Origin of the sequence: Micromonospora matsumotoense, assembly GCF_050951065.1 — a bacterium.
Lineage (GTDB): Bacteria > Actinomycetota > Actinomycetes > Mycobacteriales > Micromonosporaceae > Micromonospora > Micromonospora matsumotoensis.
The window spans coordinates 5892133-5916948 of record NZ_CP192025.1 but is presented as its reverse complement, the minus strand read 5'-3'; the positions used below and the strand labels follow the sequence as shown (position 1 = coordinate 5916948).

The window sequence follows — 24816 nt, the reverse complement described above, 5'->3', positions numbered from 1 at the left end:
GCAGACTTCGGCGGTCACGCACGTCGCGTGCCCGGCGGAAACACTTTTGCGGCGATCCTGCGTGGCAGCGCTCACCCGCGCCCGGGGCCGCCAGAACTGGAGAACCTCCATGCTCGAGAACGAGCCCGAGGGCGGCGAACGGACCGGTTCCCAGCCGGCCGGCGACACCGCCGACAGCACCGTCGCCGACGGCACGGGAGCCGCCGCCACCGACGGCACACCACCGGACGGCGCTGTGGCGTCGCCGGACGGTGCGGCGGCGGCACCGACCCGGCGGCGGACCACCCGACGGCGGGCCGCGCCGCTGAGTCAGCCGGAGCTGACCGGGGCGCCCGCCGAGGCGTCCGCCAGCGCCGCCTCGGCCACCGACGAGTCGCAGCAGGCCGAGGTGATCGTCCCGGTCGCCGGTGAGCTGGACTCCGCGCCGAAGACCACCCGACGCCGCCGCAAGGCCACCCCGGCCAAGGCAGCCGAGGAGCCGGTCGTCGCCGACGGCGTGGAAGAGGGCAGCGCGGAACTGGCGCCGCCGGCGAAGGTGACCCGTACCCGGCGGAAGAAGGCCGTCGCCCCGGCGGCGACCGAGCCACCCGCCGAGACCCCGACCGCGCCGCTGCCGGCCGCCGGGACCCCGGCCTCCCCGACGGCGACGGCTCAGGTTTCCGCAGTTGAGGAAGCGGTGGTCGAGGAGGAGGAGCCTGCCGTCGAGGCGGCTGCCCCGACCGAGCCGACCGTCGCCGACGAGCCCGCTGCGGCGGCGCCCGTCGGTCAGCCGTCCACCGCGGCGACGCCGCCGTTCGGGTCCGCTGCCGGGGAGGTGCCGCCCGGTGTCGCCGTGTCGGCGGCCGACGAGCCGGTGGAGCCGGCCGAGCCGCAGCCGCGTACCCGTCGGCGGCGGGCCGCGATCGCCGCGCCGACGGTCCTGTTCATGGCCCCGCAGCCGGAGGAACTGCCCACCTTCCGGGTGGTCGAGCCCGGCCCGGTCGCCGAGGAGCCCGTCGAGGAACCGGTCGACGAACCGGTCGAGACGGGTCGGCGGCGTCGCCGTGGCCGTCGCGAGGTCGAGCCGGTCGAGGCCGTCGAGCCGGTCGAGGCCGTCGCGGAGGAGCCCACCGGCGAGGCTGAGGAGGGCGACGACGAGGACGAGGACGAGGACGACGACGAGTCGGCTGCCGCGCGCCGCCGTCGGCGCCGTGGCCGCCGTGGCCGGGGCCGGGGCAAGGGCGGCGCGGACGACGCCGACGAGGACGAGACCGAGGAGCCGGCCCAGGCCGAGGCCGAGCCGGAGGGCGACGACGCCGAGGACGACGGCGACGGGGACGGCGACGGACTGACCCGTCGGCGTCGGCGGCGACGCCGTCGGGGTGCCGGGGACGTCGAGGCGGGCGCCGACGACGGCGTACCCACGGTGGTGAAGATCCGGGAACCCCGCAAGGCCGTCGACGAGGTGCAGGGGGTCTCCGGCTCGACCCGGCTGGAGGCCAAGCGCCAGCGCCGCCGGGACGGCCGGGAGCAGCGGCGGACCCGCCCGCCGATCCTGAGCGAGTCGGAGTTCCTGGCCCGCCGGGAGGCGGTCGACCGGGTGATGGCGGTCCGCCAGCGGGGCGACCGTACCCAGATCGCGGTCCTCGAGGACGGCGTCCTGGTGGAGCACTACGTCACCCGGAACTCCTCCGGCACCATGGCCGGCAACGTCTACCTGGGCAAGGTGCAGAACGTCCTGCCCAGCATGGAGGCGGCCTTCGTCGACGTCGGGCGGGGTCGCAACGCCGTCCTGTACGCCGGTGAGGTCAACTGGGACAGCAGCGGCCTGGAAGGGCGCTCCCGCTCGATCGAGCAGGCGCTGCGTTCCGGCGACTCGGTGCTGGTGCAGGTCACCAAGGACCCGATCGGGCACAAGGGCGCCCGGCTGACCAGCCACGTCGCGCTCTCCGGTCGGCACCTGGTCTACGTGCCCAACGGCAACGCCTCCGGGATCAGCCGCAAGCTGCCCGACACCGAGCGCAAGCGGCTGCGCGACGTGCTCAAGAAGCTGGTTCCCGACGGCGCGGGCGTGATCGTCCGGACCGCCGCCGAGGGGGCCAGCGAGGACGAGCTGGCCCGGGACGTCACGCGGCTGCAGGCCCAGTGGGAGGACATCCAGGCCAAGGCGACCGCGGGTGGCGCCCCGGTGCTGCTCTACGAGGAGCCCGACCTGGTCATCCGGGTGGTCCGGGACCTGTTCAACGAGGACTTCCGCGAGCTGGTCATCGAGGGCGAGCAGTCGTACGGCATGGTCGAGTCGTACCTGTCGCACGTCTCGCCGGACCTGGTCGACCGGGTGCGCCGGTACGTCGGCACCGCCGACGTGTTCACCGAGTACCGGATCGACGAGCAGATCATCAAGGGGCTGGACCGCAAGGTCTTCCTCCCCTCCGGTGGTTCGCTGGTGATCGACCGCACCGAGGCGATGACCGTCATCGACGTCAACACCGGCAAGTACACCGGCTCCGGGGGCAACCTGGAGGAGACGGTCACCCGCAACAACCTGGAGGCGGCCGAGGAGATCGTCCGCCAGCTGCGGCTGCGTGACATCGGCGGCATCGTGGTGATCGACTTCATCGACATGGTGCTCGAGTCCAACCGGGAGCTGGTGCTGCGCCGGCTCACCGAGTGCCTGGGCCGGGACCGGACCAAGCACCAGGTGACCGAGATCACCTCGCTCGGCCTGGTGCAGATGACCCGCAAGCGGATCGCCGCCGGCCTGCTGGAGGCGTTCAGCGAGCCCTGCGAGTGCTGCAAGGGTCGGGGCCTGGTGATCCACACCGAGCCGGTGCCGGAGAAGCCGCGTGCCGTCAACGGCGGCGCGGGCGACCGGGTCAAGGCCGTCGCCTCGGCGGTCGCCGCACCGGCGGCCGAGCCGCCGGCCAGCGCGTCGTCGCGGCGGCGGGCCCGTAAGGCCGCCACGGCGGAGCGGACCGTGGTCGAGACCACCGAGGCCCCCGACGTCGAGGTCGCCGCACCGGCGGCCGACAACGGCTACGACGACACCATGGGCTACGACCTGTCCCGGTACGAGACGCAGAGCCCGGCCGCGTCGGCCGTGGTCGACGCCCAGACCGGCGAGTCGGCCCGGCTCGCGGGGGCGGACGACCCGGACGCGCTCGGCGAGGCCGACGGCGACGACGACGGTGGGGAGGCCGGCACTGGCCGGCGTCGCTCCCGCCGGGGCGGCACCCGTCGCCGTACCCGACCGTGACGGGCTGACCTGCACCAGGCGTCACCGGACCCCTTCCTCGGCGTACCGTCGGTGGGAGGGGTCCTGCCGTGCCGGTGGCCGACGATACGATCGGTCACCCCCGGCTAGGAGAAGACATGCGCCGCCTGCTCGCCGCCATCGTGGTGACCACCGTCCTGCTGACCGGCGTCGGGTGTTCCGGCGACCGGTCCGACGCGCCGGCCACCTCCGGCCCGTCGTCCGGTGCCGCGACCCCCGCCACCGTGGTCCCGTCCGCCGTGGTCAGCGGCTCTCCGGCGGGTGGCAACGGGCCGCAGGTGTGCGCCGACGCCGAGGCCGCGTCGACCACGGCGGTGCGCACCTACGTCGAGGAACTGGGCAAGATGATCGCGGCGGTCGGCGCGAACGACAGCACGGCGGCGGACACCGCCCGGAAGCGGGCGGAGGCGGCCCTGTCCACCTGGCGGACCGGGTTGCGGCAGCAGTCCGGCCGGGCCACCGATCCGCAGTTGAAGACCCTGCTCACCGACCTGGCCGCCGAGATCGGCCGGCTCGGCACCGACGTCGACTCGATCGACGAGACCGAGCTGGACCGGCTCCAGCAGCGGCTGGACCAGCTCTGCGCCCGCTGAGGGCGGACGGCTGCGGCGCGGTCGGCCGACCGGTGTGGGGCCGCCGGGAGGCCGGTCGACAGGGGGGCCGGTTTGGGGGGCGGGTGGGTGATGGCGTACTCTTTCCTGCGGCGCACTTTGGTGTGCCGAGTTCCCGCGTGCCCGCGCTGCCGGTGTCACAGCTACCCGGCGAGTTGCCATGGGAACGACCGCCAGCAGCCTCAACGACAGGGAGTCCGCCTCCGATGTACGCGATCGTCAAGACCGGCGGCAAGCAGTACAAGGTCGCCGAGGGCGACGTGATCGAGGTCGAGAAGCTCACCGGTGCCCCCGGTGACGCGGTGAAGCTCACCGCGGTGCTCCTCGTCGACGGTGACGACCTGGTGACCGACGCGGCGAAGCTTGCCAAGGTCGCGGTGTCCGGCGAGATCGCCGCGCACACCAAGGGCCCGAAGATCCGGATCCACAAGTTCAAGAACAAGACCGGCTACCACAAGCGCCAGGGTCACCGCCAGCCGTTGACCCAGGTCAAGGTGACCGGCATCTCCAGCGGGAAGTAGGTCGTCCTCCAATGGCTCACAAAAAGGGTGCGTCCAGCTCGCGTAACGGTCGTGACTCCGCGGCCCAGCGACTCGGCGTGAAGCGCTTCGGTGGTCAGGTCGTCAGCGCGGGTGAGATCCTCATCCGTCAGCGTGGCACCAAGTTCCACCCCGGTGACCTGGTCGGCCGCGGTGGCGACGACACGCTCTTCGCGCTGGCCGCCGGCTCGGTCCTGTTCGGCACCAAGCGGGGTCGCAAGACCGTCAGCATCGTGCCGCAGTAGCTCGAAGGCGAAGCGGGCCGCGGACCTCGGGTCCCGGCCCGCTTCGCCGTTTCAGGTGCGGGATCTCCCGCCGCCGGGTGCCCACTGCCTGTGGGGCCGGCCCGGGGGTGTGTTTTCAGGTGCGGGGCCGGACCCCGCTGGAAGGATTGGCGTCGTGACGACGTTCGTTGACCGGGTCGTCCTGCACATGCAGGCCGGCGACGGCGGGCACGGCTGTGTCTCCATCCACCGGGAGAAGTTCAAGCCCTTCGGCGGCCCGGACGGGGGCAACGGCGGGCACGGCGGCAGTGTCTCGCTGGTCGTCGACCCGCAGGTGACCACGCTGCTGGACTTCCACTTCCGCCCGCACATGAAGGCGGACAACGGCAAGGGCGGGGCGGGCTCGAACCGGGACGGCGCCAACGGCCACGACCTGCTGATCAAGGTGCCGAACGGCACCGTCGTGCAGACCCTCGACGGCACGGTGCTGGCCGACCTGGTCGGCGCGGGCACCACCTTCGAGGCGGCCCGGGGCGGGCGGGGCGGACGGGGCAACGCCTCGCTGGCCAACGCCCGACGCAAGGCGCCCGGCTTCGCCGAACTGGGCGAGCCCGGTGACCAGCTCGACGTGGTGCTGGAACTCAAGAGCGTCGCCGACGTCGGCCTGGTCGGTTTCCCGTCGGCGGGCAAGTCGTCGCTGATCTCGGTGATCTCCGCCGCCAAGCCGAAGATCGCCGACTACCCGTTCACCACCCTGGTGCCCAACCTGGGCGTGGTGCGGGTGGACAACCACACCTTCACCGTCGCCGACGTGCCGGGCCTGATTCCGGGTGCGGCCACCGGCAAGGGACTGGGCCTGGAGTTCCTCCGCCACGTCGAGCGGTGCGCCGTGCTGGTGCACGTGGTCGACACGGCGACCCTGGAACCGGGTCGGGACCCGCTGGCCGACATCGACACCATCGAGGCGGAGCTGGCCGAGTACGGCGGGTTGACCGACCGGCCCCGGCTGGTGGCGCTGAACAAGGTCGACGTGCCGGACGGGCAGGACCTCGCCGACATCGTCCGACCCGACCTCCAGGCGCGGGGTTTCCAGGTGTTCGACGTCTCCGCGGCCACCCGGGAGGGGCTCAAGGAGCTGATGTACGCGATGGCGGAGCTGGTCGACCAGGCCCGCCGTGCCGCGCCGCCGGCCGAGCCGACCCGGGCCGTGATCCGTCCCAAGGCGGTCGACGACGCCGGCTTCACCATCGAGGCGGCGGCCGACGGCTCGTTCACGGTCCGGGGTGTCCGACCCGAGCGCTGGGTACGCCAGACGAACTTCGACAACGACGAGGCGGTCGGTTTCCTCGCCGACCGGCTGGCCCGGCTGGGGGTGGAGGACAAGCTGGCCAAGGCCGGCGCGAGCCCCGGTGACCTGGTCCGGATCGGCGAGCGGGAGTTCGACTGGCAACCGACCCTGTACGCCGGCGTCGACTTCGTCCCCGGCAACCGGGGCACCGACGTACGGCTGGAGGACAAGTCGTCGCGCCCCGCGGCGGCGGAGCGGCTGGCCGCCCGCAAGGCCCGTCGGCAGCGCCCCGAGGACGAACTGTCCACCGCCTCGGAGGACCTGGCGGACGACGACGAGGACAGCGACGAGGACGAGGAGTAGCCCCGTACCGGTCGGGTCCGGGTCGTTTTCCGGAAACCTCCGGGAAACGGACCCGGCCTAGCGTGGGGTGATGCTGATCGAGTCCCGTCCCGCCACCGACCCGGAGGTCGACGCGCTGGTCGCGGCCCAGCAGCGGGAGCTGCGCGTGGCCGACGGCGGGCTGGACGGGCAGGCCACGGTGGTCCACGACGGCATCCGCTACCTGGTGGTGGTGGACGGCGGCCGGGTGGTCGCCTGCGGTGGCGTCCAGCCCCTCGACGCGGACACCGGTGAGCTGAAGCGGATGTACGTCCGCCCGGCCTACCGGGGGCGCGGGATCGCCCGGCAGTTGCTCAGCGCGCTGGAGGAGTTGGCGTTCCAACAGGGCCACTCGGTGCTCTGCCTGGAGACGGGCAGCTACCTGCCGGCCGCGATCGGCCTCTACACCTCCGGCGGCTACCAACCGATCCCGGTCTACGGCGAGTACGTCGACAACCCGTACAGCGTGTGCTTCGCCAAGCGGCTGCCGGTGGCGGCCTGACAGCCGGCGGGCCCGGTCAGGCGCCGGTCTGGGCGTGGGCGGCGGTCACCGGCTTGGACTCCGGTGAGGACGCCTGGCGCAGGACGATGCTCAGCAGGATCAGCGCCCCCACGGCGAGGAACTCGCTCTGCCAGTTCTGCATCGACTGGAACCAGAAGTCGCTGGTGCGGAGGAACTGCCAGACGCTGATCGGGGCGGCGCCGCTCTGGAGCGCCTGCTCCTCGTTGTAGGCGGCCGCCCCGCCGAACAGGTGCCCGACGAAGGACCCCGCGAAGATCAGCAGCAGGGCCAACGGGAGGCTGTGCCGGTATACGGCGAGCGGGAACCCGCCGACCCGGACCGGCCACGGCGCGTCCGGCCCGGCCTCCCGTTCGTCGTCGGCGGGCCGGTCGGTGGTGTCGTCGGTCTTCGACTCGGCCGAGCCCTTCTGCACCAGGTACGCGGTGAGCAGGACGTAGCCGCCCATCTGGAGGAACTCCGACTCCCAGTTCTCGAAGACGGACTCGGCGAAGTGCCCGCTGCCGAGATAGGCCCACCAGCTCAGCGTGGGTACGCCGTACTCGGTCAGCTCCTCGTTGTGGGTCTGCCAGCCGGTGATGCTCTGCAACGTCAGAAAGACGGCGAACGCGCCCAGCATGGTCAGGCTCAGGGCGTTGTGGCGTAGCCAGCGCGTCATGGTGACCTCCTTGTCCGTCGACCCCCCTGCCCCGGGGGCGCAGCGGGAAAACGCCGTCGGGGCGCGTCGGGGCGCGCAATCACCCGCCCGGGTGACGGGAGGTCAACTCCGGTCGAGGGGGACGTCCCGCCGGCCACCCGTGCCGGCGTCGGTGGAGAGCGGCAGGCCGACGAAGGCCGACTCCTCGTAACCGGTGGTGACGTGGGGACGAAGCGGCGTGGGCCGTCGCTGTCACCCCCACGGCGAGCCCCTGCGCGGTCGGACGATCCTCGCATTCGGGTCGACCGCCGCCCCCGGGCGGGAAGGGCGCGACTTGTGCATGGACCGGAAAAGCGGGGGTAGGTCAGAAAGTACCGGCCGACGAGACCGGCCCATTCCCCCGCAATCACCGCGACGAGCAGCCGACCGGAAGGACCCTCATGATGCACGATCTTTCCTCCACCACGTCATACGGAGAGCAGCGCAACGGCACCGGCGTCCGGGAACAGGCCCACCAGGTCGGCACGGACGCCGCCCACGCCGGCGGGGCGGTCGCCCAGACCGCCCGGGAACAGGGCCACGAGGTGGTCGGCGAGGCCCGACGCCAGGTGCGCAACCTCTACGGCGAGGCCCGTGACCAGCTCACCGCCCAGGGTGGCGAGCAGCAGCGCAAGGCGGCCGGTGGCCTGCGGTCGCTGGCCGAGGAGATGCGCGCGATGGCGCAGCACGGCGGGCAGGGCGGCCCGGTCACCGAACTCGCCCACCAGGCCGCCGACCGCGTCCACGGGGTGGCCGGTTGGCTGGAGGAGCGCGAGCCGGGCGACCTGCTCAACGAGGTGAAGACGTACGCCCGCCGCAACCCCGGCACGTTCCTGGTCGGCGCGGCCCTGCTCGGTGTGGTCGCCGGTCGGCTCGCCAAGGGCCTCACCGCTGACCCGGGTTCCCGCAACCCCGGCCCGCCCCGCGGCTACGACCCGGAGCAGACCGCCGTCATCCCCACCCAGGCCACCCCGACCCCGCCGGTCGGGTACCTCGACCCGACCCCCGGCACCTACGCCGAGCCCGACCCGGGCTACTCCGGTCAGGGCGCGGCCTACCCCGACAGCGGGACCGGCACCACCTACGCCGACCCGGCCGGCGGCATCGGCCAGCCGCTGCCGCCGGTGACCCAGACCGACCCGCTGCCCGGCGTGCCGGCCAGCGGCGTGACCCGCCCGTGAGCCGCGCGACCAGCCGAAGGGAGGCGACGGCATGACCATGCCCACGCAGGGGTCCGGCCTGGACTCCGGATACCACCCCGCGGGTGCGCCGCACTCCGCGGACGAGGTCCGGGGCAGCTCGTTGGGTGACCTGATGAGGTCGGTCACCACCGACCTGTCCACCCTGATGCGTCAGGAGGTGGAGCTGGCCAAGGCCGAGATCCGTCAGGAGGGCAGAAAGGCGGGCAAGGCCGCCGGGCTCTACGGCGGAGCCGGCTTCGGCGGCTACATGGTCGCGCTGTTCCTCTCCATCGCGCTCTGGGCCGGGCTGTCCAACGTGCTGGACGCCGGTTGGGCGGGCCTGATCGTCGCCGTCGTCTGGGCGGGCATCGCCGCCGTCCTCTACTCGATGGCCAAGAAGAACGCCGCGCACGTGCGGGGCCTCACGCAGACCAACGACAGCGTGCAGCGCATCCCGGATGCGCTCAGGCCGCACCCGGAGGGAGTCACCCGATGAGCACCGATCCCGACCAGATCCGCCGGGAGATCGAGGCGACCCGCAACAGCCTCAGCTCCGACGTGGACGCGCTGGCGTACAAGGTCAGCCCCGGCCGCATCGTCGACGACCGTAAGCAGCGGGCGCGCAACGCGCTACAGAATGTGAGGGACAGGGTTATGGGCACCGTTTCCGACCTCGGCCACGGCACGAGCCACGCCGCCCACTCGGTCGGTGACCGCGCCTCCTCGGCGGCCTCCGCCGTCGGGGGGAGCGCCCACGCGGCGGCCTCGACCGTCGGTGACGCCGCCCAGCGGGCTCCGCAGGTGGTCCGGCAGAAGTCCGAGGGCAACCCGATCGCCGCCGGCCTGATCGCCTTCGGCGTCGGCATGCTGGTCTCCTCGCTGATCCCGGCCAGCCGGCGCGAACAGGAGCTGGCCGCCCAGGTCAAGGAGAAGGCCGGTGAGCACAGCGGCGTCGTGAAGGAGAAGCTGGGCCAGGTGGCCGGCGAGCTGAAGGAGGAGCTGCGCGAGCCCGCCCAGCACGCCACCGAGTCGCTGCGCAGCACCGCCCAGGACGCCGTGCACGCGGTCAGGGACGACACCCGGTCCGCCGCCCAGGACGTGAGGGACTCCGCGCAGCAGTCCCGCGAACAGGTACGCCACTGAGGGATCGCGGTGTCGCAGGACTCGCGGCCACCTCCGGCACCGCCGGTGGTGGCCGCGAGCCGCGTCCGGTCGGCGGTGCCCGGGCCGGTGGTGGTGCGCGCCGGTCCGCCGCCCCGGGCCGGGGGTGTGCTTACCGGTCAGCGGCCCCGGGTGGTCGGGTCGGCCCGGATCCACCTGCTCAGGTCGCTGGGCTCGGCCGGGGTCAGCCGGCGACGCAGCGACCGGACCGAGTGGGCCGGTCGACGGACCCGCCGACCGGCGTAGCGGACCCCGCCGCGACCCACCCGACGGGCCAGTGCGAGCCAGCCGCAGACCCCGCGTTCGAGCAGCCAGAACGGTGCGGCCAGCGCGGTGGCCGGGGGGAACACCGCCGGTCCGCCGGCCCGTCGCCGGCCGACCTCCGCCACGGCCACCGCGCCGGCCGCGCCGACGGCCAGCAGTCCCGGCCGGCGGGCCACCACCGCGGCCAACACCCCGGGCAGCACCGCCAGCGCGACCAGCAGCCGCGCAGGCTGGGCCAGGTCGTCGTACGCCTGCCGGACCCGCTGGCCCCGGAAGTGCGCCACGCTGGGCGGCAACCGTCGTACGTAGAGCCAGGCGGGGCTCGCCTCGGTCCCGCCGTACGCCCGGACGGTGCGCACCAGTTCCAGGTTCTCGAAGAGCACGTCCGGGTCGTAGCCGCCCATCGCCCGGAAGGTGCTGCGCCGCACCGCCAGGGTGCCCGGCCAGTCCGCGCCGAACGCCCGGTTGAGCAGGGTCCGGCCGGTGTCCCACCAGGCGTGCCAGGGCAGCGGGTCGAAGTAGTTCTGCGGGCGGACCAGGTCGGCGGTGTCCAGCAACCGGTGCACCGCCCGCAACCCCGCCTCGTCGTACCGGACGTCGTCGTCGGCGATCACTACGTGTTCGTGCCGCGCCGCCGCCACCCCGGTCAGCACCCCGCGTACCTTGCCGTTGACCCCGTGCACCGTCGGATCGGGTGGCAGGTGGCGCAGCAGGCCGTGCCAGCGGGCGGCGTGCCGGGCGTACACCTGCGGCGGTGAGCCGTCGACCACGGTCACGTCGACCAGCCGGCACAGCGTGCGCAGGTAGCCGGTCAGCTCGTCCAGGCCGTCGTCGTCGGCCCGGCACAGCGGCAGGACGTACTCGACGGGGAATCGGGGCGGGGCGCCGGGGCGGGACCCGGCCGGGGCCGGTCGCGCGGACCCGGCGGGGGCGCTCACCCGCGCTCCGTCCGGCGGGCGACGGCACGACGGTCGCGACGGCGGACGGCACGGTGGTCCCGGCCGGTGGTGGTGTCGGGCAAGGGTCCTCCCGGTGATGATGGTTCCCGAACATCCCCCGCCGCCGCCCGACCAAACCGCGCAGTTTCCGGCCCTCGACGCGGGTGGCAGAGTGCCCGTCCCCGGGCTGACCGGTCAGGGCGGCGGCCCGTCGGACGCCGACGCCCGGTGGCCCCGGTGCGGGGACGGGTCAGCCGGCCCGGCGCACGCCGGTGAGCACGAAGCCGCTGGGCGGCAGGGTCGGCACCCGGGACAGGTTCAGGGCCAGATCCTGCGGGGGCACCTGGTAGTCCATCGCCCCGGCCAGCAGGCCGACCGCCTGCTTCATCAGCTCGATGGTGATCCACTCCCCGGCGCAGCGGTGACCGCCCAGGTGGCTGCCCCCGCCCTGCGGCACGAAACCGTACGGGTCGTCGCGCCAACCGGCGAACCGCTCCGGGTGGAACTGCTCCGGCTCGGCCCAGAGCCGCGGGTGGTGGTTGGTGCCGTACAGGTCGAGCAGCACCCGGCGGTCCTTCGGGAAGTGGTGCCCCTGCCACTCGAAGGGGTGCCGCACCCGGGCGAAGGCGACCGGGAAGAACGGGTAGTAGCGGCGCACCTCCTGGACGAACCACTCGGTCGGTTCGTCGCCGGTGCGGACCCGGTCCCGCCAGGCCGGGTGGTCGTGCAGGGCCAGGGCGGCGAAGACCACGTACCGGTCGACGGCCACGGTGGGGCGCAGCACGTTGATCAGTTCCACCGCGGCGACCCGGCGGGGGAGCAGCCGCCCCTCGGCGTCCCGGTGCTCGGCGATGACCGCGAGCGCGCTTCCGGCGGGTGCGGGCAGGGTGCCGGTCCGGACCCGCTCCACCACGTCGGCGATCCAGCGCTCGGCCCGCAGGCGTCCGCGCAGACCACGCCAGTGCCGGGGCCCCAGCGCGGCCGGTCCGTCGATCATGGCCTGCATCTGGGCGTTGCGCCGGACGACCTCACTCTCCGGCAGCGGCACTCCCGCCCAGGCGCAGACGGCCCGTAGCAGCAGCGGGCCGACCTCGTCGCGCAGCACCACCGGGCCGGTCCCGCCCCAGCCCGCCAGTCGGCTGCGCCACTGGTCGGCGAAGAGCTGGCCGAGTCGCGCGACAGCCGAGGGGGTCATGATCGACATGAACATGGCCTTGCGGTCGGCGTGGGCCGCGCCGTCCAACCCCTGCACCCCGCCCTGCCCGGTCAGCGTCCGCTGGCCCCGCTTGGGTGCCGCGCCGGCCCGCCGGAACCGTTCGGTGTCATAGAAGAGCTCCGCCGCCTCCCGCCCGCGCAGGAAGATCGTTTGTTCCAGCAGCAGCCGCGCGGTGAAGATGTCGGTGTCGTAGCGCTCGCACCGGGTGCTGATGAACCGGTAGCCCTCGCGGAAGAACGCCAGCGTGCTCTCCGGGCTGCGGTCGGCCGGGGTGGTGGCCATCTGGCTTCTCCTGACGCAGTGACGGTGGGCGGATCCGGCTGGTCGGCCGTGGGGGTTCTACCCGGTTTTGGGGCATTGAATCCCCCTGCGCGGGCCCGGTGCCGGGGGCGGTCGGCCGGATGTGGGCCAGCAGTCAGGCGGCCGCTGGCCCCTCCCGGGACGCCGGAAACCTGGTTGGCTCGTCGGCAGGACCACCGCGGGTGGTCGTGCGTCGACGACGGGGAGGACCGGATGCGGGAGAACACACCGCCGTACTGGCGTCAGCGACGGATGGCCGACCCGCCCGGTGGGTCGGTCGGGGTCCGTCCGCCGGAGCAACCGCTGATCCTGCGACCCCGCCGGCCACCCCGACACTTCACCGTTCACCTGGGCTTCGCCGCCGACGGCCCGGAGCAGGCCCGTGAGCTGGCGGTAGCGTACGCGGAGGCGCTGAGCCTGCTCCGTCCGGAGCTGGTGCTGGCCTCGGTCGCCCTGTCCCCGGCCGATTCCTGGCGGGCCGCGGAGCGGCTCTTCTGTGCCGCCGTCGGCCCGGACGACGAGCGCTGCGCCGACGTCGCCGGCCACCCGGGGTTCCACCACGCACCCGGGCCGGGCGGGTTGGGCTGGGGCGAGGGGGACGGGTGAGTCGTCGTCCCGGGGCCGGTCGACCCGGCCGGCGCGGTGGCCGTCGGCCGGCCTGGTGTCCCCCGGGGGGTAGGGCGTCTCGCCGCGTACCGCCCGGGGGTCGACGTCCGGCGCTCAGTCCAGGTCGAACTCGCCGTCTTGGGCGCCCGCGACGAACGCGTCCCACTCGGCCTGGGTGAAGACCAGCACCGGACCGTCCGGCTCGGCCGAGTTGCGCATCCCGATCAGGTCGTCCACGAAGGCCACCTCGACCGCGCTGTCGGAGGTGTCTCCCTCGGCTCGCTGCCAGACCGCCCGGGACAGGTCGAAGTCGCCCTTGGGGTGCTGACCCATTGTTGATCCTCCATTGCCGCGCGTACAGGGAAGCCCGACCGGCTCCCCGTCGGGCAGGATAAGCGGATGCCGAGCCTGACCCGTGTAGAGGCGACCGCGCGTCGCGCACTGATCGATGTCGAGTCCTATCAGGTGGACCTCGATCTGACCGGCGGCGAGGAACGCTTCCGGTCGACGACCATCATCCGGTTCCGGGCCACCGCCGGTGCCGAGACCTTTGTCGAGGTCAAGCCCGCGACCCTGGAGGCGGTCCGCCTCAACGACCGGGAGCTGGACCCGGCAGCCCTCACCGACGGCCGTTTCCCACTCACCGGACTGGCGGTGGAGAACATCCTCACGGTCACCGCCGAGATGGCGTACTCCAACACCGGTGAGGGGATGCACCGTTTCGTCGACCCGGCCGACGGGGCGACATACCTCTACGCGATGTCGTTCCTGGACGAGGCGCCGCGCATCTTCGCCGCCTTCGACCAGCCCGACCTCAAGGCCCCGGTGACCCTCGCGGTGACCGCGCCACCGCAGTGGACGGTCGCCGCCAACGGCCCGCTCGCCGCCAACCCGGCCCCGGGCCGTTGGGAGTTCGCCCCCACCGCGCCGCTGGCCAGCTATTTCGTCACGCTGATCGCCGGCCCCTGGCACGTACGCCGGGACAGCCACGACGGCATCCCGCTCGGCGTCTACTGCCGGCAGTCGTTGGCCACCCACCTCGACGCCGACCTGGACGAGATCCTCACCGTCACCAGGCAGTGCCTGGACCGCTTCCACCAGCTCTTCGCCGAGCCCTACCCGTTCGTCAAGTACGACCAGGCGTTCGTGCCGGAGTTCAACGCCGGGGCGATGGAGAACCCGGGCCTGGTGACCATCCGCGACGACGACGTCTTCCGGTCGGCGGTCACCGACAGCGAGCGGGAGCAGCGGGCCACCACCATCGCCCACGAGATGGCCCACATGTGGTTCGGTGACCTGGTCACCATGCGCTGGTGGGACGACCTGTGGCTGAACGAGTCCTTCGCCGAGTACCTGGGCACCCGGGTCACCGCCGAGGCGACCCGGTTCGACGGGGCCTGGACGACCTTCGCGATCCGCCGCAAGGCCTGGGGGTACGCCGCCGACCAGCGCCCGTCCACCCATCCGGTCGCCCCGGAGGAGGTCGCCGACGCCGCCCAGGCCCTGCTCAACTTCGACGGCATCTCGTACGCCAAGGGCGCCAGCGTGCTCCGCCAGCTCGTCGCCTGGCTCGGCGACGACGCCTTCCTGGCCGGGCTCAACCGGCACTTCGCCGCCCACCGCTTCGGCAACGCCACCCTGGCCGACCTGCTCGCCAATCTCAGCGCCGCCAGCGGGCGCGACCTCACCGACTGGGCCGCCCGCTGGTTGCGCCAACCGCAGGTCAACACGCTGCGCACGGAGACCTCGGTGGACGCCGACGGCCGGTGGGCCTCGGCGGCGGTGGTGCAGACCGCGCCGCAGGAGTACCCGGTGCTGCGTCCGCACCGGATCGCCGTCGCCCGGTACCTGCCCGACGGCCCGGCCGAACGGATCGAGGTCGATCTCGACCCGGCCGCCGACCGGGGGCGCACCGCGCTGCCCGCGCTGACCGGACGGGTCGCCGAGGGTCTGCTCCTGCCCAACGACGGCGACCTCACCTTCGCCAAGATCCGGCTCGACCCGGCGTCGGCGGACGCGGTCGGCACCGTGCTGCCCGGACTCACCGACCCGTTGGCCCGCGCCCTGCTCTGGGAGGAGTCGCTGGACGCCGCGACCGACGGCGAGCGGCCGGTGTCGGCGGTGGTGTCGTTGTTGACGGTGGCCCTGCCCACCGAGACCGAGGTGGCCGTCGCGGAGAGCGTGCTCGCCCGCAGCCGCAACCTGGTCGACCGCTATCTCGACCCGCTCGCCCGGGACGCCGCGCTGCTGCGGACGGCCGAGGCCTGCGCCACGTTGCTCGCCGCCGCCCCGGCCGGCGGTTCGCTGCAACTGGCCGCCGCGCGTGGGCTGCTCTCGGCCACCGCCGACGCCGACCTGCTGGCCGGATGGCTCGTCGGCCGGGAGGTGCCCGACGGGCTGGCGGTCGACGCCGAGCTGCGCTGGGCGCTGCTGCGCCGGCTGGTGGTGCTGGGCGCGGCCGGCGAGACCGAGATCGCCGCCGAGGCGTCGGCCGATCCCAGCGCCACCGGTGCCGAGCGGGCGGCCCGGTGCCGGGCGGCCCGGCCCGAGGTGGCCGCGAAGGACGCCGCCTGGGAGATCATCACCCGGGACACCACCCGCTCCAACCGGCTCGTCGAGGCGGCGGCCGAAGGGTTCTGGCAACCGGAGCAGGCCGAGCTGACCGGCATCTACGTCGACCGGTACTTCACCGAGATGCCGGCGGCGGCACGGCGGCGTACCGCCTGGGTGGCCGAACGGGTCGCCCGGCTGGCCTTCCCCCGGTACGCCGTGGCCCAGCCCACCCTGGACTCGGCCGCGGCCCTGCTCGCCCGCGACGACCTCACCCCCGGGCTGCGCCGGACCGTCGTCGACGCCGCCGACGACCTGCGTCGGGCCCTGGTCGCCCGGACGGCGGTCGCGGCTGCCGCCGCCTGACGGTCGGTCCGCGGCGGGCCCCGGCGGGCCCGGCGCGGGGCGGCCTACGATCATCGGGTGGAGGAAGACATCCGGCGGATCGGCATCATGGGCGGCACCTTCGACCCGATCCATCACGGCCACCTCGTGGCGGCCAGCGAGGTGGCGGACCGGTTCGGCCTGGACGAGGTGGTCTTCGTGCCGACCGGTGAGCCGTGGCAGAAGGCGGACACCCCGGTCAGCCCGGCCGAGGATCGTTACCTGATGACGGTCATCGCCACCGCGTCCAACCCGCGCTTCCAGGTCAGCCGGGTCGACATCGACCGTGGGGGCCCCACCTACACCGTCGACACCCTCCGTGACCTGCACCACGAGTACGGCCCGAAGGCGCAGCTGCACTTCATCACCGGCGCGGACGCGTTGGAGCGCATCCTCTCCTGGAAGGACCTGGACGAGATCTTCGCGCTGGCCCACTTCATCGGGGTCACCCGGCCCGGCTTCGCGCTGACCGACGAGCACCTGCCCGCCGACACGGTCAGCCTGGTGCAGGTGCCCGCGATGGCGATCTCCTCGACCAACTGCCGCGACCGGGTCGGTCGGGGCGAGCCGGTCTGGTATCTGGTGCCCGACGGTGTGGTGCAGTACATCGCGAAACGGCGGCTCTACCAGCAGTGATCCCGTCCGGTAACAGCCAGTTCGTCCCGGTAACCGGCCAGAACTGACAAGTCGTCGCTGCGCCAGGTGTGAGACGCTTGGTGGGTCGCACGGTTGATCGAAGGAGAACGGTGACAGTTTCCGAACGCGCTCACGAGCTGGCGATGGCCGCCGCCCAGGCTGCGGCCGACAAGAAGGCGCAGGACATCGTCCTCATCGACGTGGGTGAGCAGCTCGCCATCACCGACGTGTTCCTGGTCGCCTCCGCGCCCAACGAGCGCCAGGTGATGGCCATCGTCGATGCCATCGAGGAGCGTCTGTTGGAGCTGCCCGAGAAGGCCAAGCCGCTCCGCCGCGAGGGCGAGCGCGGTGGCCGCTGGGTGCTGCTCGACTTCGTCGACATGGTGGTCCACGTCCAGCACACCGAGGAGCGCGAGTTCTACGCCCTCGACCGGCTCTGGAAGGACTGCCCGCAGCTGCCGTTCGTCGACCGTGACCTGGTCGACGCCGACGCCGCCGGTTCCGCCGCCGAATGACCCGCCTGATCGTCTGGCGGCACGGCAACACCGACTGGAACGCTGCCGGCCGGGTTCAGGGGCAGGTCGACGTACCGCTCAACGAGCTCGGCCGGGACCAGGCCCGGACCGCCGCGCCGCTGCTCGCGGCGCTGCGTCCGGACGTCGTCGTCGCCTCCGACCTGCGCCGGGCCGCCGACACCGCCGCCGCGCTCGCCCAGCTGACCGGCCAGCCGGTACGCCCCGACACCCGGCTGCGGGAACGACACTTCGGCCAGTGGCAGGGGCTCGCCCTGACCGACGCCGCCGCACGGTTCCCCACCGAGCACGCCCGCTGGCGGGCCGGCGAGCCGGACCCGGGCGCGGGCATCGAATCCCTCGACGACCTCGGCAAGCGCGTCGGTGAGGCGCTGCTGGCCGCCGCCGAGCTGGTCGACGGTGGCACCGTCGTGGTCGCCACCCACGGCGGTGCGGCCCGGCAGGGCGTCGGTCACCTGCTCGGCTGGGACCACTCGGTGCTGCGCAGCGTCGGCTCACTGGCCAACTGCCACTGGACCGAGCTGCGGCACAACGACGTCCGGGGCTGGCACCTGCGCGCCCACAACGTCGGCCCGATCACCCGACCGGCGCAACCCGAGCCGGTCTGAGCCGGCCGGCCCGGGCGGTCGGCCCCGGCATCGGCTAGCGTGCCGGGCATGTCCGTCGCGGTCGTCACCGACTCCACCGCCTACCTGCCCCCCGAACCGGTGCGGGCGCACCGGTTGACCGTGGTGCCGTTGACCGTCGTGCTCAACGGAGCCGAGGGGCTGGAGGGGGTGGAGACCTTCCCCGCCGACGCCACCCGGGTGCTCGGTGGCCGACGGGTCTCGGTGAGCACGTCCCGCCCCTCCCCGGCACAGTTCGTCACGACCTACCGGCGGTTGCTGGCCGACGGCGCGGACGGGGTGCTGTCGGTGCACCTGTCGGCCGAGCTGTCCGGCACGGTGGCGGCGGCCCGGCTCGCCGCCGCCGAGGTCGGTGACCGCGTCGAGGTGGTCGACAGCCGGGCCGCCGGCATGGGCCTCGGCTTCCCGGTGCTCGCCGCCGCCACTGCCGCCGAGACCGGTGCCGACCTGGCCGGGGTACGCGCCGCAGCGCTGGCCGCCGTCGACCGGACCACCATCTTCTTCTATGTCGACACGCTGGAGTTCCTGCGTCGGGGCGGCCGGATCAACGCGGCCGAGGCGCTGTTCGGCACCGCCCTGTCGGTGAAGCCGATCATGCACATGCCGGACGGCGCGATCGTGGTACGCGACAAGGTGCGTACCGCCAGCCGGGGGGTGGCCCGCCTGATCGACCTGGCGGTCGAGGCCGCCGCCGACGCCGACGTGGATCTCGGCGTGCACCACCTCGCCGCTCCGCAACGCGCCCAGCAGTTGGTCGAGGCGCTCACCGCCCGGTTCGGCGACCGCCTGCACGACACCTACGTCTCCGAGGCCGGTGCGGTGGTCGCCGCCCACGCCGGACCGGGCCTGGCCAGCGTGGTGGTCCACCGCCGGCCGACCTGAGCCGGGACGGGTGCCGGCAGCTGCCCCGTTGACTGCTCGGGTCGGCGACGCGACGCCTTCCGAGCGCCGGGTGGATCTCGGCATGCACCGCCTGTGGCGGCGCGGCGGCGGCACCGGGCACGCGGCGGGGACGAACCCCTGACCCGGCAACCGTCCGCTGTGCGCTGTGCGCTGTAGCAGATCTGACCATGATCAGGCGGTTGTCCACAGCCGGTACCGTCGTCCACAGCCGACCTCCGACGAGCGGAGCAGGTGCCCTCCGCCGGCCTAATCTCGCGCCGTGTCGGAGGATGAGGAAACCAGGGTGCGGCGGCGGCTGTACCGGCTGACCGACGGGGTGTCGGCAGGGCCGCCGCAGTCACCGCCCCGCCCGTACGGGCCGCTGGGGCTGCGCGTACCGCCGGGTGACGGCGTGGGTGGGGCGTCGGCCCGCCGTCGGTCCGGGCCGGCCGCCGACACCAGCCCCCGCGACGCCGGGCCGGCCGGTGGACCCCTCGAGGTCGGTCCTTTCGATGCCGACTGGGCGCGTCACACCGAAGTGCACGATCCGGTCCGGGACGGCGGTTCCGTCCGGTCCGCCGACCTCGACCGGGCGCACCACGCCGCCGGTGACGACGGGATCTCCGCCGGTCGGCTGCCCGGGCCCGGCGTCTTCGACCCCGGCCGGCGCGGGGTCCGGGCGTTGGCTGCCGTGGCAGTGGTCGTGGTGCTCGGCGCGGGGTTCTGGGCCTGGCGCTCCCGCCCCCAGGCGCAACCGGTCCCGGCGGCGACTGCGGTGGCGGGGCCGGAGTCCTCGGCCGGGGCCGCGTCGGGCCCGGCCCCGAAACCGACCGGCGACCTGGTGGTGGCGGTGGCCGGCAAGGTACGCCGCCCCGGGCTCGTCCGGGTGCCGGCCGGGGCGCGGGTCGCCGACGCGGTCGAGGCGGCCGGTGGTGCCCTGCCCGGCGTCGACGTGGCGTTGCTCAACCCGGCGCGGAAGCTGACCGACGGGGAACTGATCCTGGTCGGCGTCACCGCACCACCCGGTGGAACCGGCCCGGACGGTGCTGCGGCCGGCCCCGCCGCAGCGCCGCCCGGGGGAGTTCCGGGCGGTCGGGTCAACCTCAACACGGCCACGTTGGCGCAGCTCGACGCGCTGCCCGGGGTCGGCCCGGTGCTCGCCCAACGCATCCTCACCCACCGCGACCAGCAGGGCGGCTTCCGTAGCGTGGGCGACCTGCGCCAGGTCGACGGCATCGGCGACGCCCGGTACGAGCAGCTCAAGGACCTGGTGACGGTGTGACCGGCCGTCCCGAGCCGGTGCAGGACCGGCGGAGCAGCGCTGCCGGCCGGTGGCCCGGGATAGGCGGCCAAGGTGCCGGCGGCCCCGCACCCGCCGGCGCGATGACCGCTGCATCCGGCGACCCCGCCACCGGCGACCGGCTTCCCGACCTGCGCCTGGCCGGGCTGGCGGTGGCGGCCTGGTTGGCGGCGCTGGCCTGCCTGCACCTCACCGCCCGGACGGCGGTCCTGCTGGCGGCCGCCGCCGCTGTCCTCGCCGCCCTGCTCGCCGGGCACCTGTGCGGCGTGCTGGGCACCCCGGCCGCCCCCGTCCGCCGGTACGGCTGGATCGCCGTCGCCGTGCTGCTCGGTGTGGTCTGCGGCAGCACCGCCACCGGGGCCCGGCTACACGTCCGGGACGCCGCTCCGGTGCGTGCCCTGGTCGACGGCCGGGCCCGGGTCACCGCCGAGCTGGTGCTCCGCGACGATCCCCGCCCGGTCCGGGGCGCGCCGGGCCGTCCGGCGACCCTGCTCGTCACCGCGCAGTCGACCGTCCTCACCGACCCCCAGGGCCATCGCCTGCGGGCCCCCGTGCGGGTGCTCGTGCTCGCCACCGACCCGGCCTGGCGGGGTCTGCTGCCCGGACAGCGGCTGACCGCCCAGGGGCGGTTGGCCGCACCCCGGGGCGGCGATCTCACCGCTGCCGTGCTGACCGTGCCGGGTCCTCCCGTCCGGCACGGGCCACCGCCGTGGCTCCAGCGTGCCGCCGGCACCCTGCGGGCCGGTCTGCAGCGGGCCTGCACACCGCTCCCACCCGATCAGGGTGGTCTGTTGCCCGGCCTGGTCGTCGGCGACACCAGCCGGTTGCCGGCCACCGTGGAGGAGGACTTCCGGGCCACCGGGATGACCCATCTCAACGCGGTGTCCGGGTCGAACGTGGCGATCGTGGTCGGCGCGGTGCTGCTGCTGGCCCGCTGGGGCCGGGCCGGTCCCCGGCTGGCGGCGATCCTCTGTGGCCTCGCCCTGATCGGCTTCGTCGTCCTGGTCCGTCCCTCGCCCAGTGTGGTCCGGGCGGCCACCATGGGGGCGATCGGGCTGGCCGCGTTGGCCGTCGGACGTCCCCGGGCCACCCTGCCGGCGTTGGCCGCGGCGGTGGCCGTGCTGGTGCTGGTCGACCCGGAGTTGGCCGGTGACGCCGGTTTCGCGCTGTCCGTCCTGGCCACCGGTGGGTTGCTGCTGCTCGCCCCGGGCTGGCGGGACGGGCTGCGACGCCGGGGCGTGCCGGCGGGGTTCGCGGAGGCGCTCGCCGTCCCGGCGGCGGCCCAACTCGCCTGCGGGCCGGTGGTGGCGGGCATCTCCGGCACGGTGAGCCTGGTGGCGGTGCCGGCCAACCTGCTGGTGGTGCCGGCGATCGCCCCGGCCACGGTGTTGGGGGTGGCGGCGGCGGTCGTCTCCCCGGTGTGGCCGGCCGGCGCGGAGTTCAGCGCCTGGTTGGCGAGCTGGCCGGCCTGGTGGCTGGTCACCGTGGCCCGGGTCGGGGCCCGCCTGCCGGCCGGGACCCTGCCCTGGCCGGGTGGGCTGCCGGGCGCGTTGCTGCTCGCCGGGCTGACCCTGGGGTTGCTGCTGGCCGTCCGCCGACCGCTGATCCGCCGGCTGGTGGCCGTCGGCGCGGTGGCGGTGGTGCTGGGCACCCTCCCGGTCCGGCTGGTCGCCAGCGGGTGGCCGCCGGACGGTTGGGTGGTGGCGGCGTGCGCCGTCGGACAGGGGGACGCCATCGTGCTGCCGGTGACGCCCGGGCGGGCGGTGGTGGTGGACGCCGGTCCGGAGCCGTCGGCGGTGGACGCCTGCCTGCGCCGGCTCGGGGTGCGTGAGGTGTCGTTGCTGGTGGTCAGCCACTTCCACGCCGACCATGTCGGTGGCGTGGCCGGGGTGTCCCGGGGTCGACGGGTGGCCATGGTGCTCGCTCCGGCACTGGCCGAGCCGGCGGCGGGACGGGACCTGGTGACGGCCGCCGTAGGTGCTGCGCGGCAGGTGGTGCCGGCGGCGGGTTGGTCGTACCGGTCGGGTGGGGTGGAGGTGGTCGCGCTCGGGCCGCCCTACCCGATGCGGGGCACCCGGTCCGACCCGAACAACAACTCACTGGTGTTGCGGGCCACCGTGGCCGGCGTTCGTATCGTGCTGCCCGGGGACGCGGAGACGGAGGAGCAGCGGGCACTGCTGGACCGGACGCCGCCGCAGGAATTGCGGGCCGAGGTGCTCAAGGTGGCCCACCACGGCAGCGCGTACCAGGACCCGGCCTTCCTCGACGCGGTCCGGCCGATGGTGGCGTTGGTGCCGGTGGGAGTCGACAACGACTACGGCCACCCGAGCCCGGTGATCCTGGATCGGCTGGTCCGCTCCGGTGCGCGGGTGCTGCGTACCGACACCGACGGGGACGTGGCGGTGGTAGTGCGGTCCGGCCGGCTCGCAGTGGTCGGTCGAGGGCTGTCCCCGGGCCGCCGCTGACCGGGACAGCTCAGAACTGTGCTCCCGAGTCCTCCCCGGCCGATGGGGTGGGAGGCCGAGCAGCCCGCACCCGCCGGCGGAAGGTGAAAGGCAATCCGAAGTCGAGGGGGTATCTTTGCTATTACCCGACAATCGAGGTAAATGTCTATATTTGCACTGAGTGCGGGGTGGGCCGTCGCAGCCGTTGATGAGCAGGCACGATCCTCCGCCGGGCCGTGCCAAGATGAGCGACGTGACCGGCGTCGACATTGCTCCTATTCTGCTCGTCCTCGGCGACGAGGAGCTGCTCGCCACGCGCGCGGTGACCGACGCCGTGGCGAAAGCCCGTAGCGTCGACCCGGAGGTGGACGTCCGGGAGTACCAGGCCGGGGCGTTGGCGGTCGGCGAGATCGCCGAGATGCTCAGCCCGTCGTTGTTCGGGGGGCGGCGGGTGCTGGTGCTCCGGTCCGCCCAGGACGCCCGGAAAGACCTGGTTGCCGCACTGCTCGACTACGCGAAGAATCCCGACCCGGACGTCCAGCTGGTGGCGCTGCACCTGGGCGGGGGCAAGGGCAAGGCCTTCGCCGACGGCCTGCGCGCCGCCGGTGCGACGGTCGTCCCGGCAGCGAAGCTCAAGGGGCACCGCGAGCGGGTGGCCTTCGTCCGCGACGAGATCCGCCGGGGTGGCGGCAAGTGCACCGACGACGCGGCCGATGCGTTGATCGCCGCCGTCGGCACCGACCTGCGGGAACTGGCCGCCGCCTGTTCCCAGCTGATCGCCGACACGGATGGGCGGATCGGCGCGGAGACGGTCTCCCGCTACTACCGCGGCCGGGTCGAGGTGAGCGGCTTCACCGTCGCCGACGCCACCATGGTGGGCGATGTCCCTGCCGCCCTGGAGGCGCTGCGCTGGGCGTTGCACGTCGGGGTCGACCCGGTGCCGATCGCCGATGCCCTCGCCGACGGAGTCCGCACGGTGGCCCGGGTAGCCGCCGCCGGCCGAGGTGATCCGTACCAGCTGGCGAGCACCCTCGGCATGCCTGCCTGGAAGATCAAGAATGCCCAGCAGCGGGCCCGGGGCTGGACGCCGGAAGGGCTGGTCGAGGCGATGCGGGCGGCGGCCGAGTGCAACGCGGCGGTCAAGGGCGGTGCCGACGACCGGGGGTACGCCCTGGAAAAGGCGGTCTTCTCGGTCGCCGCCGCCCGACGAGGCAGTGCCCGGTGACCGGCCCGATCCGCCCGGTGACGGGTCACCTTCGCCCGGTGGATGGCGGTCATGGCCTGCCTGCTCCCACCCGCCCGGTGGCGGGGCACAGCCGGACCGGATGGTCCGCCGTGCCGGTGGATGATCAACGCTACCGACCGCTCTACGCCCGGCTGCTCGGCCTGCGCTTCGTCAACCCCGGCGGGGTGCTCTGCTTCCTCTTCTTCGAGGGGGCGGTGGCGCTTGCGGTGCTTCTCGCTCTGGCCGAGTTGGTGAACTGGTGGGCGGTGCCGGTGCTGCCGATGGCGGTGGCGGTCATGGTGAAACTCAACGACGAGGTCGCCGAGCGGGTGGTCCACTCGGCGGCGCTGGTGCCGGAGCAGGAACGGGACCGGTTTCGACGGCAGGTCGAGCCGGTGGTCGGACGAGCCCGGGTGCCGCACACCCTGCCCGGCGCGATGGTCACCACCGCGCCCGCCCGGTGGGAGCAGGCCGACGCGCCGTCGCCACGCGCAGGTAGGCCGGCCAGGTCGTGATCAGCCACCGGTGGCCTAGCAGGCCCTGGTCAGCCACCGGCGGCCGGCCAGGCCGTGATCAGCCCGCCGCGCGGAGCGGACGACGGGCCGACACCTGAGCCGACGACGGGCCGACGTCGGAGCGGACGCCAGGCCGCCACCCGGAAACAGCGCGGAGGGCTAGGGCCGGCACCCGGCAACAGTGCGAAGCCGTAGGCCCCGGAGCACTGCTCCGGGGCCTACGGTCAGGTCTGGGGTCGCTCGGTCAGGCCGAGAGCGAGCCGACGCGCTTCGAGATGGCCGACTTCCGGTTGGCCGCCTGGTTGGCGTGGATGACGCCCTTGCTGGCGGCCTTGTCGAGCTTGCGGGCGGCGTCACGCATCAGGACGGTGGCCTTCTCGGCGTCACCGGCCTCCGCAGCCTCGTGGAACTTCCGGATGGCGGTCTTCAGCGACGACTTGACCGACTTGTTACGCAGCCGGCGCTTCTCGTTCTGCCGGTTGCGCTTGATCTGGGACTTGATGTTCGCCACGCGACAGCCTCGTCTTGATAGCTCGGTTTGGTCTGCATTACCGCGCGCGACG

General features: G+C 73.9%; 24 protein-coding genes. 19 read left to right on the top strand and 5 right to left on the bottom strand.

The genetic code is table 11. The features are described 5' to 3' along the window. The first annotated feature begins 109 nt into the window (after nucleotides 1-109). The 6 genes from ACQP1S_RS25065 (at nucleotide 110) to ACQP1S_RS25040 (ending at nucleotide 6798) form a co-directional block, all read left to right on the top strand. A complete protein-coding gene (locus ACQP1S_RS25065; RefSeq protein ID WP_432899876.1) occupies nucleotides 110-3235 on the top strand; it encodes an Rne/Rng family ribonuclease in 3126 nt (1041 codons plus the stop codon). A 116-nt stretch (nucleotides 3236-3351) separates the two neighbouring features. Then, nucleotides 3352-3846 carry a hypothetical protein gene (locus ACQP1S_RS25060; RefSeq protein ID WP_432899874.1) on the top strand — a complete coding sequence of 165 codons (495 nt, stop codon included), beginning with the start codon at nucleotides 3352-3354 and terminating at the stop codon, nucleotides 3844-3846. A 224-nt stretch (nucleotides 3847-4070) separates the two neighbouring features. Next, nucleotides 4071-4385, top strand: coding sequence for a 50S ribosomal protein L21 (gene rplU / locus ACQP1S_RS25055; protein WP_067312477.1), 315 nt, complete (start codon nucleotides 4071-4073; stop codon nucleotides 4383-4385). Between the two features lie 11 nt (nucleotides 4386-4396). Then, complete coding sequence (rpmA, locus tag ACQP1S_RS25050) at nucleotides 4397-4648, top strand: 50S ribosomal protein L27 (protein WP_088647594.1); 252 nt, start codon at nucleotides 4397-4399, stop codon at nucleotides 4646-4648. A gap of 154 nt (nucleotides 4649-4802) precedes the next feature. Then, nucleotides 4803-6278 carry a GTPase ObgE gene (obgE, locus tag ACQP1S_RS25045; RefSeq protein ID WP_432899869.1) on the top strand — a complete coding sequence of 492 codons (1476 nt, stop codon included), beginning with the start codon at nucleotides 4803-4805 and terminating at the stop codon, nucleotides 6276-6278. Nucleotides 6279-6348: 70 nt separating this feature from the next. Beyond that, nucleotides 6349-6798, top strand: coding sequence for a GNAT family N-acetyltransferase (locus ACQP1S_RS25040; RefSeq protein ID WP_091238632.1), 450 nt, complete (start codon nucleotides 6349-6351; stop codon nucleotides 6796-6798). A 16-nt stretch (nucleotides 6799-6814) separates the two neighbouring features. Here ACQP1S_RS25040 and ACQP1S_RS25035 read toward each other — a convergent pair whose 3' ends face one another. Continuing rightward, nucleotides 6815-7474 (bottom strand): DUF6766 family protein, encoded by a 660-nt coding sequence (locus tag ACQP1S_RS25035; protein WP_432899866.1) that lies wholly within the window; start codon nucleotides 7472-7474, stop codon nucleotides 6815-6817. 419 nt (nucleotides 7475-7893) lie between these two features. On the opposite strand from ACQP1S_RS25035, the gene ACQP1S_RS25030 reads away from it, so the two are divergent. The 3 genes from ACQP1S_RS25030 to ACQP1S_RS25020 are packed head-to-tail and all read left to right on the top strand — an operon-like array spanning nucleotide 7894 to nucleotide 9816. Then, entirely contained in the window at nucleotides 7894-8673 is a 780-nt protein-coding gene (locus ACQP1S_RS25030; RefSeq protein WP_432899863.1) for a hypothetical protein, read from the top strand. Between the two features lie 31 nt (nucleotides 8674-8704). Next, nucleotides 8705-9169, top strand: coding sequence for a phage holin family protein (locus tag ACQP1S_RS25025; RefSeq protein ID WP_432899860.1), 465 nt, complete (start codon nucleotides 8705-8707; stop codon nucleotides 9167-9169). After that, nucleotides 9166-9816 carry a DUF3618 domain-containing protein gene (locus ACQP1S_RS25020; RefSeq protein WP_432899857.1) on the top strand — a complete coding sequence of 217 codons (651 nt, stop codon included), beginning with the start codon at nucleotides 9166-9168 and terminating at the stop codon, nucleotides 9814-9816. The genes ACQP1S_RS25025 and ACQP1S_RS25020 overlap by 4 nt, the downstream gene beginning before the upstream one ends. 137 nt (nucleotides 9817-9953) lie before the next feature. On the opposite strand, the gene ACQP1S_RS25015 is transcribed toward ACQP1S_RS25020, so the two are convergent. Beyond that, nucleotides 9954-11036, bottom strand: a complete 1083-nt coding sequence (locus ACQP1S_RS25015; RefSeq protein ID WP_432899854.1) for a glycosyltransferase — start codon at nucleotides 11034-11036, stop codon at nucleotides 9954-9956. A gap of 250 nt (nucleotides 11037-11286) precedes the next feature. Further along, nucleotides 11287-12534 (bottom strand): cytochrome P450, encoded by a 1248-nt coding sequence (locus ACQP1S_RS25010; RefSeq protein WP_432899851.1) that lies wholly within the window; start codon nucleotides 12532-12534, stop codon nucleotides 11287-11289. Between the two features lie 231 nt (nucleotides 12535-12765). Here ACQP1S_RS25010 and ACQP1S_RS25005 point away from each other — a divergent pair, with 231 nt between their 5' ends. Beyond that, nucleotides 12766-13158: a hypothetical protein gene (locus ACQP1S_RS25005; RefSeq protein WP_091238625.1), complete on the top strand. Its 393-nt coding sequence runs from the start codon at nucleotides 12766-12768 to the stop codon at nucleotides 13156-13158. 114 nt (nucleotides 13159-13272) lie between these two features. Here ACQP1S_RS25005 and ACQP1S_RS25000 read toward each other — a convergent pair whose 3' ends face one another. Next, entirely contained in the window at nucleotides 13273-13491 is a 219-nt protein-coding gene (locus tag ACQP1S_RS25000) for a DUF397 domain-containing protein (RefSeq protein WP_067312494.1), read from the bottom strand. Nucleotides 13492-13557: 66 nt separating this feature from the next. On the opposite strand from ACQP1S_RS25000, the gene pepN reads away from it, so the two are divergent. The 9 genes from pepN (at nucleotide 13558) to ACQP1S_RS24955 (ending at nucleotide 24253) form a co-directional block, all read left to right on the top strand. Beyond that, complete coding sequence (gene pepN / locus ACQP1S_RS24995; protein WP_432899846.1) at nucleotides 13558-16074, top strand: aminopeptidase N; 2517 nt, start codon at nucleotides 13558-13560, stop codon at nucleotides 16072-16074. A gap of 57 nt (nucleotides 16075-16131) precedes the next feature. Next, complete coding sequence (gene nadD / locus ACQP1S_RS24990; RefSeq protein WP_091238619.1) at nucleotides 16132-16728, top strand: nicotinate-nucleotide adenylyltransferase; 597 nt, start codon at nucleotides 16132-16134, stop codon at nucleotides 16726-16728. 110 nt (nucleotides 16729-16838) lie between these two features. Beyond that, nucleotides 16839-17243: a ribosome silencing factor gene (gene rsfS / locus ACQP1S_RS24985; RefSeq protein WP_091238615.1), complete on the top strand. Its 405-nt coding sequence runs from the start codon at nucleotides 16839-16841 to the stop codon at nucleotides 17241-17243. Then, nucleotides 17240-17869 carry a histidine phosphatase family protein gene (locus ACQP1S_RS24980; RefSeq protein ID WP_432899841.1) on the top strand — a complete coding sequence of 210 codons (630 nt, stop codon included), beginning with the start codon at nucleotides 17240-17242 and terminating at the stop codon, nucleotides 17867-17869. Before rsfS ends, ACQP1S_RS24980 begins: the two co-directional genes overlap by 4 nt. 48 nt (nucleotides 17870-17917) lie before the next feature. Then, the gene (locus tag ACQP1S_RS24975) at nucleotides 17918-18769 is read left to right on the top strand and encodes a DegV family protein (protein WP_432899838.1); all 852 of its coding nucleotides are present in this window, start codon (nucleotides 17918-17920) and stop codon (nucleotides 18767-18769) included. 280 nt (nucleotides 18770-19049) lie between these two features. Then, the gene (locus ACQP1S_RS24970; RefSeq protein ID WP_432899835.1) at nucleotides 19050-20051 is read left to right on the top strand and encodes a helix-hairpin-helix domain-containing protein; all 1002 of its coding nucleotides are present in this window, start codon (nucleotides 19050-19052) and stop codon (nucleotides 20049-20051) included. 101 nt (nucleotides 20052-20152) lie between these two features. After that, a complete protein-coding gene (locus tag ACQP1S_RS24965; RefSeq protein WP_432899832.1) occupies nucleotides 20153-22534 on the top strand; it encodes a ComEC/Rec2 family competence protein in 2382 nt (793 codons plus the stop codon). Nucleotides 22535-22757: 223 nt separating this feature from the next. Beyond that, the gene (holA, locus tag ACQP1S_RS24960; protein WP_091238606.1) at nucleotides 22758-23738 is read left to right on the top strand and encodes a DNA polymerase III subunit delta; all 981 of its coding nucleotides are present in this window, start codon (nucleotides 22758-22760) and stop codon (nucleotides 23736-23738) included. A 77-nt stretch (nucleotides 23739-23815) separates the two neighbouring features. Next, nucleotides 23816-24253 carry a hypothetical protein gene (locus ACQP1S_RS24955; protein ID WP_432908290.1) on the top strand — a complete coding sequence of 146 codons (438 nt, stop codon included), beginning with the start codon at nucleotides 23816-23818 and terminating at the stop codon, nucleotides 24251-24253. A gap of 244 nt (nucleotides 24254-24497) precedes the next feature. Here ACQP1S_RS24955 and rpsT read toward each other — a convergent pair whose 3' ends face one another. After that, nucleotides 24498-24764, bottom strand: a complete 267-nt coding sequence (gene rpsT, locus ACQP1S_RS24950; protein WP_091238600.1) for a 30S ribosomal protein S20 — start codon at nucleotides 24762-24764, stop codon at nucleotides 24498-24500. Nucleotides 24765-24816 lie beyond the last annotated feature (52 nt).